This window comes from Tessaracoccus sp. MC1865, from assembly GCF_017815535.1.
In the GTDB taxonomy this organism is placed as follows: domain Bacteria; phylum Actinomycetota; class Actinomycetes; order Propionibacteriales; family Propionibacteriaceae; genus Arachnia.
Map to the genome: position 1 here is coordinate 2,527,190 of NZ_CP072596.1, position 13,654 is coordinate 2,540,843.

The 13,654-nt window shown below is 71.2% G+C and carries 12 protein-coding genes, 1 tRNA gene, 1 other RNA gene and 1 pseudogene; 8 read left to right on the top strand and 7 right to left on the bottom strand.

From position 1 onward, the window contains the following. Window positions 1-2 precede the first annotated feature (2 nt). The 5 genes from J7D54_RS11820 to ffs all read right to left on the bottom strand — a co-directional run bounded on the left by J7D54_RS11820 (window position 3) and on the right by ffs (window position 4,238). Window positions 3-761: a VOC family protein gene (locus J7D54_RS11820; protein WP_182764062.1), complete on the bottom strand. Its 759-nt coding sequence runs from the start codon at window positions 759-761 to the stop codon at window positions 3-5. A 78-nt stretch (window positions 762-839) separates the two neighbouring features. Further along, window positions 840-1,457 carry a recombination mediator RecR gene (recR, locus tag J7D54_RS11825; protein WP_076062914.1) on the bottom strand — a complete coding sequence of 206 codons (618 nt, stop codon included), beginning with the start codon at window positions 1,455-1,457 and terminating at the stop codon, window positions 840-842. Continuing rightward, window positions 1,458-1,781 (bottom strand): YbaB/EbfC family nucleoid-associated protein, encoded by a 324-nt coding sequence (locus J7D54_RS11830; protein ID WP_182764063.1) that lies wholly within the window; start codon window positions 1,779-1,781, stop codon window positions 1,458-1,460. It lies immediately after the preceding gene. 58 nt (window positions 1,782-1,839) lie between these two features. Continuing rightward, the gene (locus J7D54_RS11835) at window positions 1,840-4,029 is read right to left on the bottom strand and encodes a DNA polymerase III subunit gamma and tau (protein ID WP_182764260.1); all 2,190 of its coding nucleotides are present in this window, start codon (window positions 4,027-4,029) and stop codon (window positions 1,840-1,842) included. A gap of 112 nt (window positions 4,030-4,141) precedes the next feature. Next, window positions 4,142-4,238, bottom strand: an RNA gene (gene ffs, locus J7D54_RS11840) — signal recognition particle sRNA small type. 201 nt (window positions 4,239-4,439) lie between these two features. Between ffs and J7D54_RS11845 the strand changes: the two genes are divergently transcribed. The 8 genes from J7D54_RS11845 to J7D54_RS11880 all read left to right on the top strand — a co-directional run bounded on the left by J7D54_RS11845 (window position 4,440) and on the right by J7D54_RS11880 (window position 11,326). Beyond that, on the top strand, window positions 4,440-5,414 hold the full coding sequence (locus J7D54_RS11845; RefSeq protein WP_182764064.1) for an asparaginase: 975 nt from the start codon (window positions 4,440-4,442) through the stop codon (window positions 5,412-5,414). Between the two features lie 75 nt (window positions 5,415-5,489). After that, the gene (locus J7D54_RS11850; RefSeq protein WP_182764065.1) at window positions 5,490-6,839 is read left to right on the top strand and encodes a Na+/H+ antiporter family protein; all 1,350 of its coding nucleotides are present in this window, start codon (window positions 5,490-5,492) and stop codon (window positions 6,837-6,839) included. A 149-nt stretch (window positions 6,840-6,988) separates the two neighbouring features. Further along, window positions 6,989-8,050 (top strand): L,D-transpeptidase, encoded by a 1,062-nt coding sequence (locus J7D54_RS11855; protein ID WP_209455120.1) that lies wholly within the window; start codon window positions 6,989-6,991, stop codon window positions 8,048-8,050. 104 nt (window positions 8,051-8,154) lie between these two features. Further along, window positions 8,155-8,239: transfer RNA gene (locus tag J7D54_RS11860), tRNA-Ser, on the top strand. Between the two features lie 96 nt (window positions 8,240-8,335). Continuing rightward, window positions 8,336-9,019, top strand: coding sequence for a hypothetical protein (locus J7D54_RS11865; protein WP_182764066.1), 684 nt, complete (start codon window positions 8,336-8,338; stop codon window positions 9,017-9,019). Further along, complete coding sequence (locus J7D54_RS11870; RefSeq protein WP_182764067.1) at window positions 9,016-9,876, top strand: hypothetical protein; 861 nt, start codon at window positions 9,016-9,018, stop codon at window positions 9,874-9,876. Before J7D54_RS11865 ends, J7D54_RS11870 begins: the two co-directional genes overlap by 4 nt. Further along, window positions 9,873-10,697 carry a hypothetical protein gene (locus J7D54_RS11875; RefSeq protein ID WP_182764068.1) on the top strand — a complete coding sequence of 275 codons (825 nt, stop codon included), beginning with the start codon at window positions 9,873-9,875 and terminating at the stop codon, window positions 10,695-10,697. The genes J7D54_RS11870 and J7D54_RS11875 overlap by 4 nt, the downstream gene beginning before the upstream one ends. Continuing rightward, window positions 10,694-11,326 carry a 2'-5' RNA ligase family protein gene (locus tag J7D54_RS11880; RefSeq protein WP_182764069.1) on the top strand — a complete coding sequence of 211 codons (633 nt, stop codon included), beginning with the start codon at window positions 10,694-10,696 and terminating at the stop codon, window positions 11,324-11,326. Before J7D54_RS11875 ends, J7D54_RS11880 begins: the two co-directional genes overlap by 4 nt. Here the strand turns inward: J7D54_RS11880 and J7D54_RS11885 are convergent. Together J7D54_RS11885 and cobT are read right to left on the bottom strand one after the other, a co-directional pair. Next, window positions 11,283-12,041, bottom strand: a complete 759-nt coding sequence (locus J7D54_RS11885) for an adenosylcobinamide-GDP ribazoletransferase (protein ID WP_182764070.1) — start codon at window positions 12,039-12,041, stop codon at window positions 11,283-11,285. The two genes, J7D54_RS11880 and J7D54_RS11885, sit on opposite strands and share 44 nt — an antisense overlap. Continuing rightward, window positions 12,038-13,638: pseudogene (gene cobT, locus J7D54_RS11890) on the bottom strand (nicotinate-nucleotide--dimethylbenzimidazole phosphoribosyltransferase). The gene J7D54_RS11885 and the pseudogene cobT overlap by 4 nt, the downstream one beginning before the upstream one ends. Window positions 13,639-13,654: the final 16 nt, after the last annotated feature.

Consider the following 13,654-nt stretch of genomic DNA (forward strand, 5'->3'; position numbering starts at 1 on the left):
GCTCAGTCGACGATCTGGAACTGGACGCCCTGGTCGTCCTCCACGGTGGCCACCCGCCCGTTGGGAGAATCCATCGGCCCGTCGACGAGCCGGCCACCCAGTTCCTGGATCCTGCCGATCGCCTCGTCGGTGTCCGCCACCGAGAAGTAGACGCGCCAGTAGGACACGGGCACCTTGGAGGGGACGAACTCCGAGGCGTCGCACAGGCCGGCCACCGCGTCGTCGCCCTTGCCGTTGGTGGCGTACCGCCACTCCATCCCCTGGTCGCCCACGGGCTGCACGTCCCACTGGAAGACGTCGCGGTAGAACGTCAGCGCCTCGTCGTAGTTGCCGGTCATGAGTTCGAACCAGACGGGGGCGCCCGGCTTGTCCTTCGCCTGGATGGCGACGGTGTCGCTCTGCCAGGCACCGAGGGCGGCCCCGGTGGAGTCGCTGAGGAACGCCATCGTGCCCTGCCCGGGGATCTCCATGGGCTCGACGTGGATCTCGCCGCCCGCCTGCCTGGCCCGCTCCGTCATGGCGCGGATGTCGTCTGAGCTGAGGTAGACGCACCAGGTGGGGATGCCCATCTCGGGCTGCTGCACCATGGCGCCGCCGACGACCTCGTCACCGCGCACGATCATGTGGTAGTTGCCGTACTCCTCGCCGGAGTTGTCGAACCGCCAGCCGAACAGGCTGCCGTAGAAGGCCTGCGCCCTGGGGAGGTCCTGCGCGTAGAGCTCAACCCAGATGGGCGCGCCCTTGAGAGTGGTGCCGGTCATCGTTGCCCCTTCCCATCGTGAGCACGGTGGCTCACTGAGCAGCCTAAGCCGACGGGTGGGGCAGGTCCATAGCCTTCGTCACCCGGCTGGGGCGTGCCGTTCGATGAGGATGCGGCGACCCTCGAACGCCCTGCTCAGCGTTGCCTGGTCCGCGTATTCCAGGTCTCCGCCGACGGGCAGGCCCGACGCCGGCCTGGTCACGCGGACACCGAAATCATTGAGCATGCGGCTCAGGTACGACGCAGTGGCCTCGCCCTGCGTGTCGGGATCCGTGGCCAGGATCACCTCCTGCACCTCCCCGTCGGCAAGACGCTGGAACAGTTCGCGGGTGTGCAGGTCTGCCGGGCCGCGGCCCTCGATGGGCGAGATGGATCCGCCCAGCACGTGGTAGAGCCCGCGGAACTCGTTGGTGCGCTCGATGGCCACCACGTCCTTGGATTCCTCCACGACGCACAACTGCGAGCGGTCGCGCCGGGGATCGCGGCAGATGCGGCAGCGCTCCTCCTGCGAAACGTTGAAACACACCTCGCAGAAGCGGGCGAGCTGCTTGACCCTCCGGAGCGTGTCGGCAAGCGCGTAGACGTCCTCCTCAGGTGCATCGAGGAGGTGGAACGCGATGCGCTGCGCGCTGCGCGGACCGATGCCCGGCAGGCGGCTCAGCTCATCGATCAGTTCCTGGATTGCGCCTTCGTACACTCAGCCCCCGAAGCCCGGCATGCCGGGCATGGTGGGGAGCTCGGGGAGCGTGGCGGCCGTGGCGGCGTCCACCTCTGCCCTGGCGGAACGGAACGCGGCCACGACGAGGGCCTGCAGCGTCTCGATGTCGTCGGGATCCACCGCGGCGGGCTGGATCTCGACCTCCTGCATGTCGCCCTTGCCGCTCAGGGTGACACTGACGAGCCCGCCGCCGGCGGTGCCGGTGAACGACTGGTTGCCCAGTTCCTCCTGCGCCGCCTGCAGGTCTGTCTGCAGCTTCTGCGCCTGCTGCATCAGCGCGTTGATGTCAAAGTCGCCAAACATTTCTCACTCCTGAGTGGGGGTCGGTTACAAGCATAGAAGCCCTGCCGGATGGCCGGCATCAGTCGTCGTCGGCATCCCGCACCGAGATGACCTCGGCGCCGAACGCAGTGCTGAGCAGTTCCTCGGCGTTGTGGCCCGCATCGAGCACCGCGTCGTCCGCTGACACCTGCTCCGACGGCGGGGGCGGCTCCATGCGGTCGCGCTGCTGCTGCTCGGGATGGGGATCAGGCTCGTCCGGGGCGACGGGTGCGCCCTGGGGCCGCTGCGCCGGACGTGCGTCATGCTCGCCGCTGGCCAGCACCGACTGGATGCGCAACTCGACGCCGATCACCTCGATGAGGGCGTCCGCCAGCACATCGGAGCTGCCGCCGGAACCGAAGTTCTCCCGGGGGCCGGGCGCATCGAAGCCGAGCACGAGGGCGCCGTCGGTGATGTCGACCACCTGGGCGTGGTTGCTGAGCAGCATGAACGTGAACCGACGGCGGCGTTTGACCTCGTCGAGCACGTTGGGCCAGACCCGCCGCAGCTCGGCGGCGGTGAGCTGGCCCTGGGAAGCGGGGCGCCGCTGCTGCACGGCAGGCTCCGGGGCGGCCTCCGGCTGCGGGGCGGGCCGCTGCTCAGGAGCCGGGCGCTGCGCCGGCGCGGGGCGCTGTTCACCGGCGGGACGCTGCTCGGGGGCCGGGCGCTGCTCGGCCGCGGCGGGCTGCTCGGCCGCGGGACGTTGGGCTGCAGCGGGACGCTGGGCGGGCTGCTCGGGCGTGGGCCGCTGCTGTTCTGCGACCGCTGCCGTCTCGGCGGCTGCGGGCGCCGGACGCTGGCGCTCGTGCTCCGCCGCGCGCGGCCGCTCGGGCTGGCGCGGGCGGGCCGCACCGGTGTCCTGCCAGTCTTCGACGGGGGCGGCCTCGCCGCTGCCCATCATGCCGACGCGGCGCTCGAGCCTGTCCATCCGGGCGTGCAGGCCGCGCTCGTCGGCGTCCGAACCCGGCAGGAGGACGCGGGCGCACATCAACTCCAGGTGGAGCCGGGGCGCCGTCGTGCCGCGCATCTCCGTGAGGCCGGTGGCGATCACCTCTGCGGCGCGCGTCAGCTCGCCCGAGCCCATCCCCGCCACCTGCGTGGCGAGGCGCTGCGCCTGATCTGCCGCAACTTCGAGCAGGCCGTTGGTGGCGGCTTCCGGCACGGCGGCCAGGATCACCAGGTCACGGAGCCGGCGCAGCAGGTCTTCGGCGAAGCGCCGGGGGTCCTGGCCCACCTCGATGACCTTGTCGATGGTGTGGAAGACACCTGCGGAATCGCCGGCGGCGAAGGCGTCCATGATGTCGTCGAGCAGCGCATCCGGCGTGTAGCCCAGGAGCGCGGCGGCCTGCGAGTAGCTGACGCCCTCCTCGTTGGCCCCGCCGAGCAGCTGGTCCAGCACCGACAGCGAATCGCGCACCGAGCCGGCCCCGGCGCGCACCACGAGCGGGAGCGCGGTGCGGTCCACCGCCACGCCCTCGGCGTCACAGATGCTGGCCAGGTAGTCACTCAGCACCTTCGGCGGCACCAGCCGGAACGGGTAGTGGTGCGTGCGGGAGCGGATGGTGCCGATGACCTTCTCCGGCTCCGTCGTGGCGAAGATGAACTTGGCGTGCGGCGGCGGCTCCTCCACGAGCTTGAGCAGCGCGTTGAAGCCCGCCGTCGTGACCATGTGGGCCTCGTCGACGATGTAGATCTTGTAGCGGCTGGCCACAGGCGCGAAGTAGGCGCGCTCGCGCAGGTCACGTGCGTCGTCGACGCCACCGTGCGAGGCCGCATCGATCTCGATCACGTCGATGGACCCGGGGCCGCCGCGGGCGAGGTCCACGCAGGACCGGCAGATCCCGCACGGGGTGTCCGTAGGGCCTTCCACACAGTTGAGGCAGCGCGCCAAGATGCGCGCCGAGGTGGTCTTGCCGCACCCGCGCGGGCCGGAGAACAGGTAGGCGTGGTTGACACGGTTGTTCTTCAGGGCGCGTTGCAGGGGGACGGTGACGTGCTCCTGGCCGATCACGTCAGCGAACGAATCCGGACGGTAGCGGCGGTAGAGCGCCAGCGGTGCCGCGGGGGCCTCGATGCGCGGGCTGTGGTCGAGCTTCGACGGCGGCACGTGCGTCACGGCCGGCAGCTCAGGCTCCTCGTCCGGCTCCACCTCCGCGAAGAGGCTGGGGCCCGTCTGCTCAGGGATGGCACCGGGCGCCGGCTCATCGTCGAACAGGCTGGGCCCGTCCATGGGCTCGAAGCCGGGACCCTCATCAGCGATGGGGGCGTACTCGTCTTCTTCGATGTACTCGTCGTCCACGATTCCCACCCTATTGCAGCCTCCGGACATTCACCGGGCAAAGAAAAAGGGCCCCTCGCGCACCCGGAAGAGCTCACTTACCCTTGCTGCCTTCCGACCCTGGGGGAGTTGGGCGAGTTACCGCCGCGCGAGGAACCTTGGATCACTCTACCCCATCCTGATCGGCGCTTCACTTCGGCGGATTTCGCCCCGGATCTGGATTCGGTCCGGTCCGGCACCCCGGATCTAGATTTGGGGCCTTCCCCGCGCGGCGGCCCGACGCCCCGGATCTGGATTCGGTCCCGTCCGGCACCCCGAATCTGGATTTGGGGTCTTTCCGGCGGCGGTGGCAGGGTGGCGGAATGGTCAGCAGTCTCGATCCCGCGCTCGCCGAGGTGTGGCGCGGCCCGTACCTCGAAGCGATCCACCACGGCGCGGTGGCCGTCACCGGCCCCGACGGCGTGCGCCTCGCGCTGGGGGACGCCTCCACCCCGTTCCTCGCCCGCTCAGCCGTCAAACCCATCCAGGCGGTGGCCATGCTGCGCCACGGGCTCGACGTCGAGGGCACCGAGCTCGCGCTCGCCGGAGCCTCCCACGACGGCGAGCCGATCCATGTCGACGGCGCCCACCGCGTCCTCGAGGGCGCCGGCCTCTCCCCCGCGCACCTGCAGACCACGCTCGCCTTCCCCTCCCGCGTCCCCCTCGACGCCTGGCTGGCGCAGGGCCGGGGCGCGGAGGCGATCGCGCACAACTGCTCTGGGAAACACTCGGCGATGCTGCGCACCTGCGTGCGCGCCGGCTGGCCCACCGACACGTACCTGAGCCCGGACCACCCCCTGCAGGTGGCCATCCGCGAGGAGTTGGCCGCCCAGACCGGTGAGCCCGTGGGCGACCCCGTCGTCGACGGTTGCGGCGCCCCCGCCTTCCCCACCAGCCTCACCGGGCTCGCGCGCGCCTTCGGAAAGATCGCCGGCGCGACGGACGGCCCCGAGCGGCGGCTGGCAGACGCGTTCCGCGCCCACCCCGAGTTCGCGTCGGGCACCCGGCGCGACGAGGTCGTCTACCACCGCGAGGTCCCCGGCCTCATCTGCAAGGCCGGTGCCGAGGGAACCCTGGCGCTCGGCCTGCCCGACGGCACGGGAATCGCCATCAAGATCACCGACGGTCGCCACCGCGGCACCGTGCCCGTGGCGGTGGCGGTCCTGAAGGCGCTCGGCCACACGTCGGCGGCCCTCGAAGCGCTCGATCCCGAGCCGGTGCTGGGCCACGGCACGAAGGTGGGCCACCTCGCGTCGTCGCAGCAACTGCTGACAGCGCTGGCGGAACTCGACGCCTGACCCGGTGCGGCGCCGGAGGCACCTGGCACTTAGGATGCTCCCCGGCCCCTGTCACCTAGCCCCCGAAGGCTGCCCATGAACGCCGTCGTGCTGTCCGTCCTCGTGATGCTGATCCTGTCGGTACTGCGCGTCCATGTGGTCTTGGCGCTGTTCCTCGGCGCCCTCGTCGGCGGCCTGACCGCCGGGTTGGGCCTCGAAGCGACGATGGTGGCCTTCCAGGACGGCCTCGCCGGGGGCGCGAAGATCGCGCTGAGCTACGCACTGCTGGGCGCCTTCGCCATGGCCGTGGCGCACTCCGGCCTGCCGCAGCTGCTCGCGAACTGGTTCATCGCCAAGCTCGACAGCGCCGACATGTCCACCTCACAGAAGGTGGTGGCCTGGGCCAAGTGGGGCATGCTCGGCGGCGTGCTTGCGATGGCGATCATGAGCCAGAACCTGATCCCCGTGCACATCGCGTTCATCCCGCTGCTGATCCCGCCGCTCCTGGTGGTCATGAACCGGCTGCGGCTCGACCGCCGCGCCCTGGCGTGTGTCCTGACGTTCGGCCTGGTCACCACCTACATGTTCCTGCCCATCGGCTTCGGCAAGATCTTCCTGTACGACATCCTCTACGGCAACATCATCAAGTCCGGCCTCGACGTGAGCGACGTGCCGGTCATGCAGGCCATGTGGATCCCGGCGTTGGGCATGGTCATCGGCCTGGCCCTGGCCGTCGGGGTCACCTACCGCAGGCCCCGCGGCTACGACACGACCGCCGTCGTGGACGTGGAGGCGCCGAAGGTGATCGACAGGAAGAAGGTCTTCATCGCGCTGGTGGCGATCGTCGCCTGCTTCGCCATCCAGACCTGGCTGACCATCATCGACTCCGCCGCGGACTCACTACTCGTGGGCGCACTGGTGGGCCTCTGCATCTTCGTGGTCACCGGCGCCGTGAAGTTCACCGACGCCGAGCACGTCTTCACCGGCGGCATGAAGATGATGGCACTCATCGGCTTCATCATGATCTCGGCGCAGGGATTCGCGGCCGTCATGCAGGCCACGGGCGAGATCGGCCCGCTCGTCGAGGGCACTTCGGAGCTCTTCGGCGACAACCGCGGCATGGCCGCGTTCGCCATGCTGCTCGTCGGCCTGCTCGTGACCATGGGCATCGGCAGCTCGTTCTCGACGCTGCCGATCATCACCGCCATCTACGTGCCGCTCTGCCTCGCGTTGGGCTTCTCCCCGCTGGCGACCGTCTCGATCATCGGCACCGCGGGTGCCCTCGGCGACGCCGGCTCCCCAGCGTCGGACTCGACGCTTGGCCCCACGGCCGGCCTCAACGCCGACGGCCAGCACGACCACATCCGCGACACCGTCATCCCCACCTTCCTGCACTTCAACCTCCCCCTCCTGGCCGCCGGCTGGGTCGCGGCGATGGTGCTCTGACGCTCCCGACGGAAAAACTCCCGTCCCTCTGCAACCTTCCGGCCCGCCACTGCGTATCAGTCGATGAAAGCCCTGGCTGCCCGGGGTTAGGAAATGACCGCGGCGCCGTTTACGATTGGCAACGATGTTTGCCTGGGAGGAAGCTCGAAATGCGTAAGAAGCTGTTGGGGGTCGCAGTCGCTGCCTTGGCGATGACACTGGTCGCGCCGTTCGCGACTGCCGAAGAAATCAACCCCACCCCGCCGGGGGAACTGCCACCGCTGGCGGCCTCCCCCACACCCACCCCGACGCCCACGCCCGCGGTACAGCCGAAGCTGACACCCGAGCAGGCCGTCTACGTCACCCCGGGCTACCACCTGGTGGCCGGGCGCTACTGGTACACCTCGTGCGAGATGTACTCCTCGACGACCGTGCGGTGCCGCACCAGCATCTACGCTTCCACGGTCTTCCAGAAGGACGGCCAGTGGTTCACGCAGAACGCGTGGGTGTTCAACAACCTGACCTACCTGCCGTCCCCGCGCTCCGTGTGGGCCAACAACCCGTTGGGTAGCACCGGCGAGTGGACCGCCACGGACGGCCGCAAGTGGCGCTCCGAGTGCGACACCGCAGCCACCGGCCGCGGCGCCTGCCGCAGCTACGCCGTCGCCACCACCGCGTCGGTGGCCACCGGCCAGGTGACGCAGAAGACAGACTGGGTGTTCAACGGCATCGTCAAGTTCGACAGCCAGTACAGCCCGTGGGTGAAGAGCATCCCGGCCACCAACCCCCGCCCGGCAGGTGTGCCGTACCCCACCGCCCCGGTGCCCGTCGTCACGCACCCGCTCGTGCAGTCCGGATTCCGGCTGGATCAGCGCTGCATGACCGGCCGTGCGTTCTGCGTCTCGAAGGGCCAGGACAAGATGGCCTGGGTGATCAACGGCAAGGTGCAGACCATCGTCGACGTGCGCTTCGGCAGGACCGCCACGCCCACCCGCAACGGCGCCTTCAAGATCGGCTGGAAGTCGCGTGACCACTTCTCCAGCATCTACAAGGTGGACATGCCGTTCGCGCTCTTCTTCGACGGCGGCATCGCCATCCACTACTCCGCCAACTTCGCCCGCGTGGGCTACAGCGGCGGCTCCGGTGGGTGCGTCAACGTGCGTGACTACGCTCAGATGGAGCGCTTCTTCGACATCGCCCGCGTGGGCGACAAGGTGATCGTCTACAACTGATCCACCCTTCCCCAGGCACTTCGACGGCGCGCCCCCAGGGCGCGCCGTCGCTGCTTTTCGGCCGGATTTGAGGCAGGGCGCGCAACTCCGGTAAGTTTCTCCCTGGAGGATTCGCCTAGAGGCCTATGGCGCTCGCTTGGAAAGCGGGTTGGGTTAACGCCCTCACGAGTTCGAATCTCGTATCCTCCGCCGTCACACCCCCGTCCGGGCTTCCCGGGCGGGGGTCTTGAGTTCCCGCCCACGAGCAGATCACCGAGTGACCTCGAAGTTTGGCAAGCTGGGCCCATGGACGGCCTCCTGGATGACGACTTCGACCCGCTCGCGCCGGTCCACGTCGCCGACCCTTCAGACGAGGTGGCGGAGGAGGACGCCGCCAACTCCATCGCAGACCCCCAGCGGATCGTGCGGCTGTGGTTCGAGGACGGCCGCCTGACCAGGGTTTCGGTCTCCCCCATCTGGCACCGCAAACTGGGCGAACACCGCACCCTCGGCAGCGCGTTCGCGGCGGTGCTGGCCGCCGCGCGGATCCGCATCGCGGAGCCGGAGGAGCTGCCGGAGCCGGATCTCGACGGCGTGGACTTCTCCGGCCTCTGGCGCTTCGGCCCGGATCCTTTCACCACGTTCCAGTTGGCGTTGGAGAACGTCAACCGGCGTTGGCAGGCGGCGGCCCAGCGGCACCTCGAGCACCCGCCCGCTGCGTCGGAACCGGTGAGCGTGGTCCAGGAGGGCGCCCTGGGGGTGCGGCTTGACGAACAGGGCCACCTGGTGACCGTCGAGTTCGACGAGGACTGGCTGGACGAGGCGGACGTCCGCGAGATCAACGACGGTGTGCTGAGGCTCGCGCAGCAGGCCTACGCCCGCTACGCTCCCCCCGCCGATACCGCCGGCGAACTGGCCGCCATCACGCGCGAGCACGAGATTCTGATGGCCGGCCTGCGCCGGATGCTGACGGGAAGGGACCCAGCATGAGCAGCGACGAAGAACTCTGGGATCAGCTCGCGTTCCGCGTGACCCGCTCCCAGGTGGGCGGCGTTCGTGCTGAGGACGACGACCTCCTCGCCGCCGCAGACCTCCTCGAGGCCAGCATCAACCCCCACCGCGGGGCCCAGGCCGGCATGGCCGGCGGCGGCTCCCCCGGGATGATGCCTCCCATGATGATGGGCGGCGCCGGCGGCACGGCCGGTGGTGCCACCGCCCCCGCAGGCGGCCTCGGCGCCGGCGGGCGGCTGGCGGACCCGGCTGCCGGCCCGCTGTCGGTCCCCGCCTCAGCACCGGCGGCAGCGGGCGTCCCCGGCGACGCCACGGCCCTGCCCCGTCAGAGCGGCGGAGCGGGCGGCGGCACCGGCGCCAGCGGCATCAGCGGCGGCGCAGAGCCTGCTCCCCTCGCAAGCGGCGGCGGCCCCGGTGTCGAACCCGCGGCGGCCGCGGAGGTTGCGCCCCCCGTCGAGCAGGCCAGCGAGGTGGCGGGGTTGGCGATGGTGGCCGGCGAGACCGCAGCTCTCGGGCGGGCGGTGGCGCCGGCGTCGGAGCCGCTCGACGGGTTCGAGGCAGACCCCACGGAGTTGCACGGCCTGGGAGAGCGGTGGTCAGGGCTCGCCGAGCAGGTCGCCGGATTGTCGCGGCACCCTGAGGCCGGGATGGGGCTGTTCGAGGACGCCCAGCAGGCGCAGCACTCCCTCAGCCAACAGCTGGATTCATGGCGCACCGGCGCCGTGGACGAGTTCGAGGCGATGGCGGAGCGGCTGCACGTGACGGCGGCCCAGTACGGCCGCGTCGACGACGAGGGAGTCGCCGAACTGCGCCGCACTGGAGGGCTGGACGCATGACCACCCGGACGCTCGTGATGAGGCTGGCGCAGGTGCAGGCAAGCCTGCTGCGCCAGCAGGAAGCCAACGCCACCGCCCCGAAGGCGGACTTCGACGCCGTGCGCGACGCCACCTGGGGGCTGCAACGCTCGGCTCAACGGGTGCTGGACGCGGATCTGAGGCAGAGCCGCGAGGCCGTCGCGGAGATCGCCCGTCAGCACCCTGAGATGCAGACGATCATCGGCTACCTCGTGGCAGACGGCGAACGAGCCGCCAGGGCGGATCTCGAGGAGGCGGTGGGCGAGCTGCGCAGCGCAGTGAACAGCCGGCTGAACCCCCATTCCCCCGTCCCCACCCGGCTGGAGACGCAGCAGGGTGAGGTGCTGGCGCAGGCGGACCACCTCGACGGGGCCCTCCGCACCGCCCGGGAGCTGCAGGATTGCGGCACCTGGCAGGGCGAGGCCGCCCAGGCGTACCGCACGTCGGCGGACACGCAGACAGGCGCGCTGCAGGAGTACGCGGCGGTCACACGCGCGTCGGCGGAGTACCTCGGGCAGGCCGCGCTCCTGCACCGCGCCACCTTCTTCCTCTGCGCGGAGTCCCTGAAGGCCGCCGCCGCCCAGGTCGACGTGCTGGTCGCCGGGGATGCGGGGCACCTGTTCGCCCGCACGCGCCGGGCCATCGCGCAGGTGCACCGGGCCACCTCCCAACTGGGCCGCGACCTCGACGGGGCCCTGCAGGGCACCCCGGCCCTGGATCTCGCCAGGGGCCTAGAGGACCTGGTGCAGGGCGCCGAGATCCTCAAGGGCAACTGGCCGCAGGGCGGCGAACCGCCGAAGTGACCCTGCATTCCATCGCGTGCCACGACCGCGACTTCACCCAGTGGCGCGGCGGCGCGGACCACGCCCTGATCTGGGCCGTGCTGGCCGATGTCGACGACGTGCGCGCCGCCGTCGACTCCGCCCGCGCCCACTGGGCCGATGTGCTGCTGCCGCGCTATGACCGCCAGCCGCACATCACCGTCGGCTACGGCGGGCCGGTCCCGAAACCGGGCGCCACCCCGGAGGATGAGCCGTACACGCCCGAGCGGATCGCCGCGGACCGGGCCGCCGTCGAGGCGTTGGGCCTGTCGCCGTTCGACGTGCGGATCGGCGGCTGGGACACGTTTCAGATGGTGCCGTACCTGCGTGCGGAGGCCCCCGAGTTGCAGGCCGTGGCCCGGGCGCTCCGGGAAGACCGGCGGCGGCCGTACGTGCCGCACGTGACCATCGGGATGTACGCGGTGTCTGCGCCGCTGAGCGGGTTGGCGGGGCGGGCCGCCGGGTGGGAGTCGCCGTCGATCACGCTGCCCGTGACCAGGCTCAGCCTGCTGCGCTACGACGCGGCGGACGTGGCCGGACCGCTGACGGAGGTGGACGCGATCGACCTCACGCGGCCAGTGCGAACGCCACGAGGAACACCGTCTGGATGACCTCGATCAGCGAGCCGAAGGTGTCGCCGGTCCAGCCCCCGAGCCGGGTCAGGAGGTGCCGGCTCCACAGCGCCCCGACGAGCGCGGCGGCCGTCAGGCCAATGGCTGCGGCGAGCAGCGTCTGGTAGCCGCCGGCCCACCAGGCGCCACCGAGGACGACGCCGGCGACGCCGACCAGGGTGATCGCCGCGGTGCTGAACCGGGTGACACCGACGAAGAGCGCCCCGAAACCCTGCTGCCGGGCCGTGAGTTTCGAGACGCTCGCCACGGTGATGCCCAGCCGACCCGAGGCGGCCGCGGCCGCCAGCGCGACCCCGCCCAACAAGGGGGTGGGCATGGAGGCGAGGGCGGCGGCGTCGATGAGCAGCACGAGGACGAGGGTGGCCACCCCCATGGGGCCGATGTCGGAGCGGCGCATGATCACCAGCGCCTCCGCCGGTGGGCGGCGGGAGCCGAGGCCGTCGGCGGTGTCAGCCACCCCGTCGAGGTGCATCGCGCCGGTGACCCCGGCGAGGAGCGCAAGGCCGAGCATGGCCCCCAGGAACGGGCCGGCGAGGTGCCAGGCGCCGAACACGACCGCTCCCCCGGCGGCGCCGATCAGCAGCCCCAGCCAGGGGAAGGCGGCCATGGCGCGGGCAGCGAGCCTGCGGTCCACCTCGAACGCGCGCACGGGGATGATGGTGAACAGCCCGGTGGCCGCGCCGAGCGGATTCATGCCCACCGCTTCGCGATGCCGGCCACGCAGAACCAGACCTCGTCAACGGCTGCGGCGAGGCTGGCGTTCAGGCGGCCCAGCTCGTCGCGGTAGAGGCGCCCGGAGGCGGTTGCGGGCACCACTCCCAGGCCCACCTCGTTGCTGACGAGGATCACGGTGCGGCGGGTGGCGCGCACCGCCTCGACCAGCGACAGCGTCCGGGCCGCGACGGCGTCGCGCCAGCCGGGCGCGTCGTCCCAGGCTCCGGCCTCGAAGAGGACGCGGTCGAACCAGACGGCGACGCAGTCCACCAGGACCGGCGCGTCGTCGTCGGCCCCGAGGACCGAGGGGATGTCGAGCGTCTCCGTGGTGCGCCAGGTACCGGGCCTCCGCTCACGGTGGAGGGTCACGCGGTGCGCCCACTCGGTGTCGCCGTCGCGCAGTTCGGAGGTGGCCACGTACTCCACGTCGGCGACTCCCGCGAACTGGGCCTCGGCCCACGTCGACTTGCCCGACCGGGCCCCACCCAGCACCAACGCGGTGCCACCACCTGTGAACTGCATCAGCCCTCCGAGACGCCTGCGCTGGCGAAGGTCGCCATCTCGCTCAGGATACGGGCGGCCGCCTGGACCATGGGCAGGGCGACGGCTGCGCCGGAGCCTTCGCCGAGGCGGAGGCCTAGGTCGACGAGCGGGCGCAGGCCGAGGTGCGTGACGGCGGCCTGGATGCCCGGCTCGGCACCGGCGTGGCCGGAGACGAGGTAGCCGCGCACGTCGTCGTTGAAGGCGACCGCGACGCACGCCGCGGAGCACGCGATGACGCCGTCGAGGATGACCGGCACCCGGCGCGAGGCGGCGCCCAGGATGAACCCTGCGATGGCGGCCTGCTCGAGCCCGCCGATGGCGGCGACGGTGCCCAGCGCGTCTGTGGAGTCGGGCCGGTGGAGCGCGATGCCGCGCTCGATGACGTCCACCTTGCGGTTCAGCATCTCGTCGTCGGCGCCTGCACCGCGGCCGGTGACAGTGGCGGCGCCGGTGCCGGTGAACACGGAGATCAGGGCGCTCGAGGGCGTGGTGTTGCCGATGCCCATCTCGCCGGTGAGCAGGCACTTCGCCCCGCCGTCGATGGCCTCGAGGGCTGTCTCGATGCCCACCTCGACGGCGGCGCGGGCCTCGTCGAGCGTCATGGCGGGCCCCTCCGTGAAGTCGGCGGTGCCGGAGCGCACGCGGCGGTTCCGGATGGCGGGGTGCTCGGGCGCGTCGTTGGCGACGCCGACGTTGGTGACCCAGACGGTGGCCCCGGCCTGGCGGGCGAGGGCGTTGATGGCCGCGCCGCCGGCTCCTATGTTGAGCATCATCTGCACCGTGACCTCCTGCGGCCAGGGGCTGACACCCTGCGCGCAGACACCGTGGTCGCCGGCGAAGAGGCCGATCACGGCGGGCTCCGGGATGGGGGGCGGGCAGACACCGGCGATGGCCGCCAGCCGGTTGCCCACCGTCTCCAGGTGGCCGAGGCTGCCGGGCGGCTTGGTCAGCTGGTTCTGGCGTTCCTCAGCGGCGGCCAACGCCTCCGCGGAGACGGGCTGGATGGCGGCGAGCGTGGTGTCGAGCAGCGACATGGGTTTCCTTCGGGTT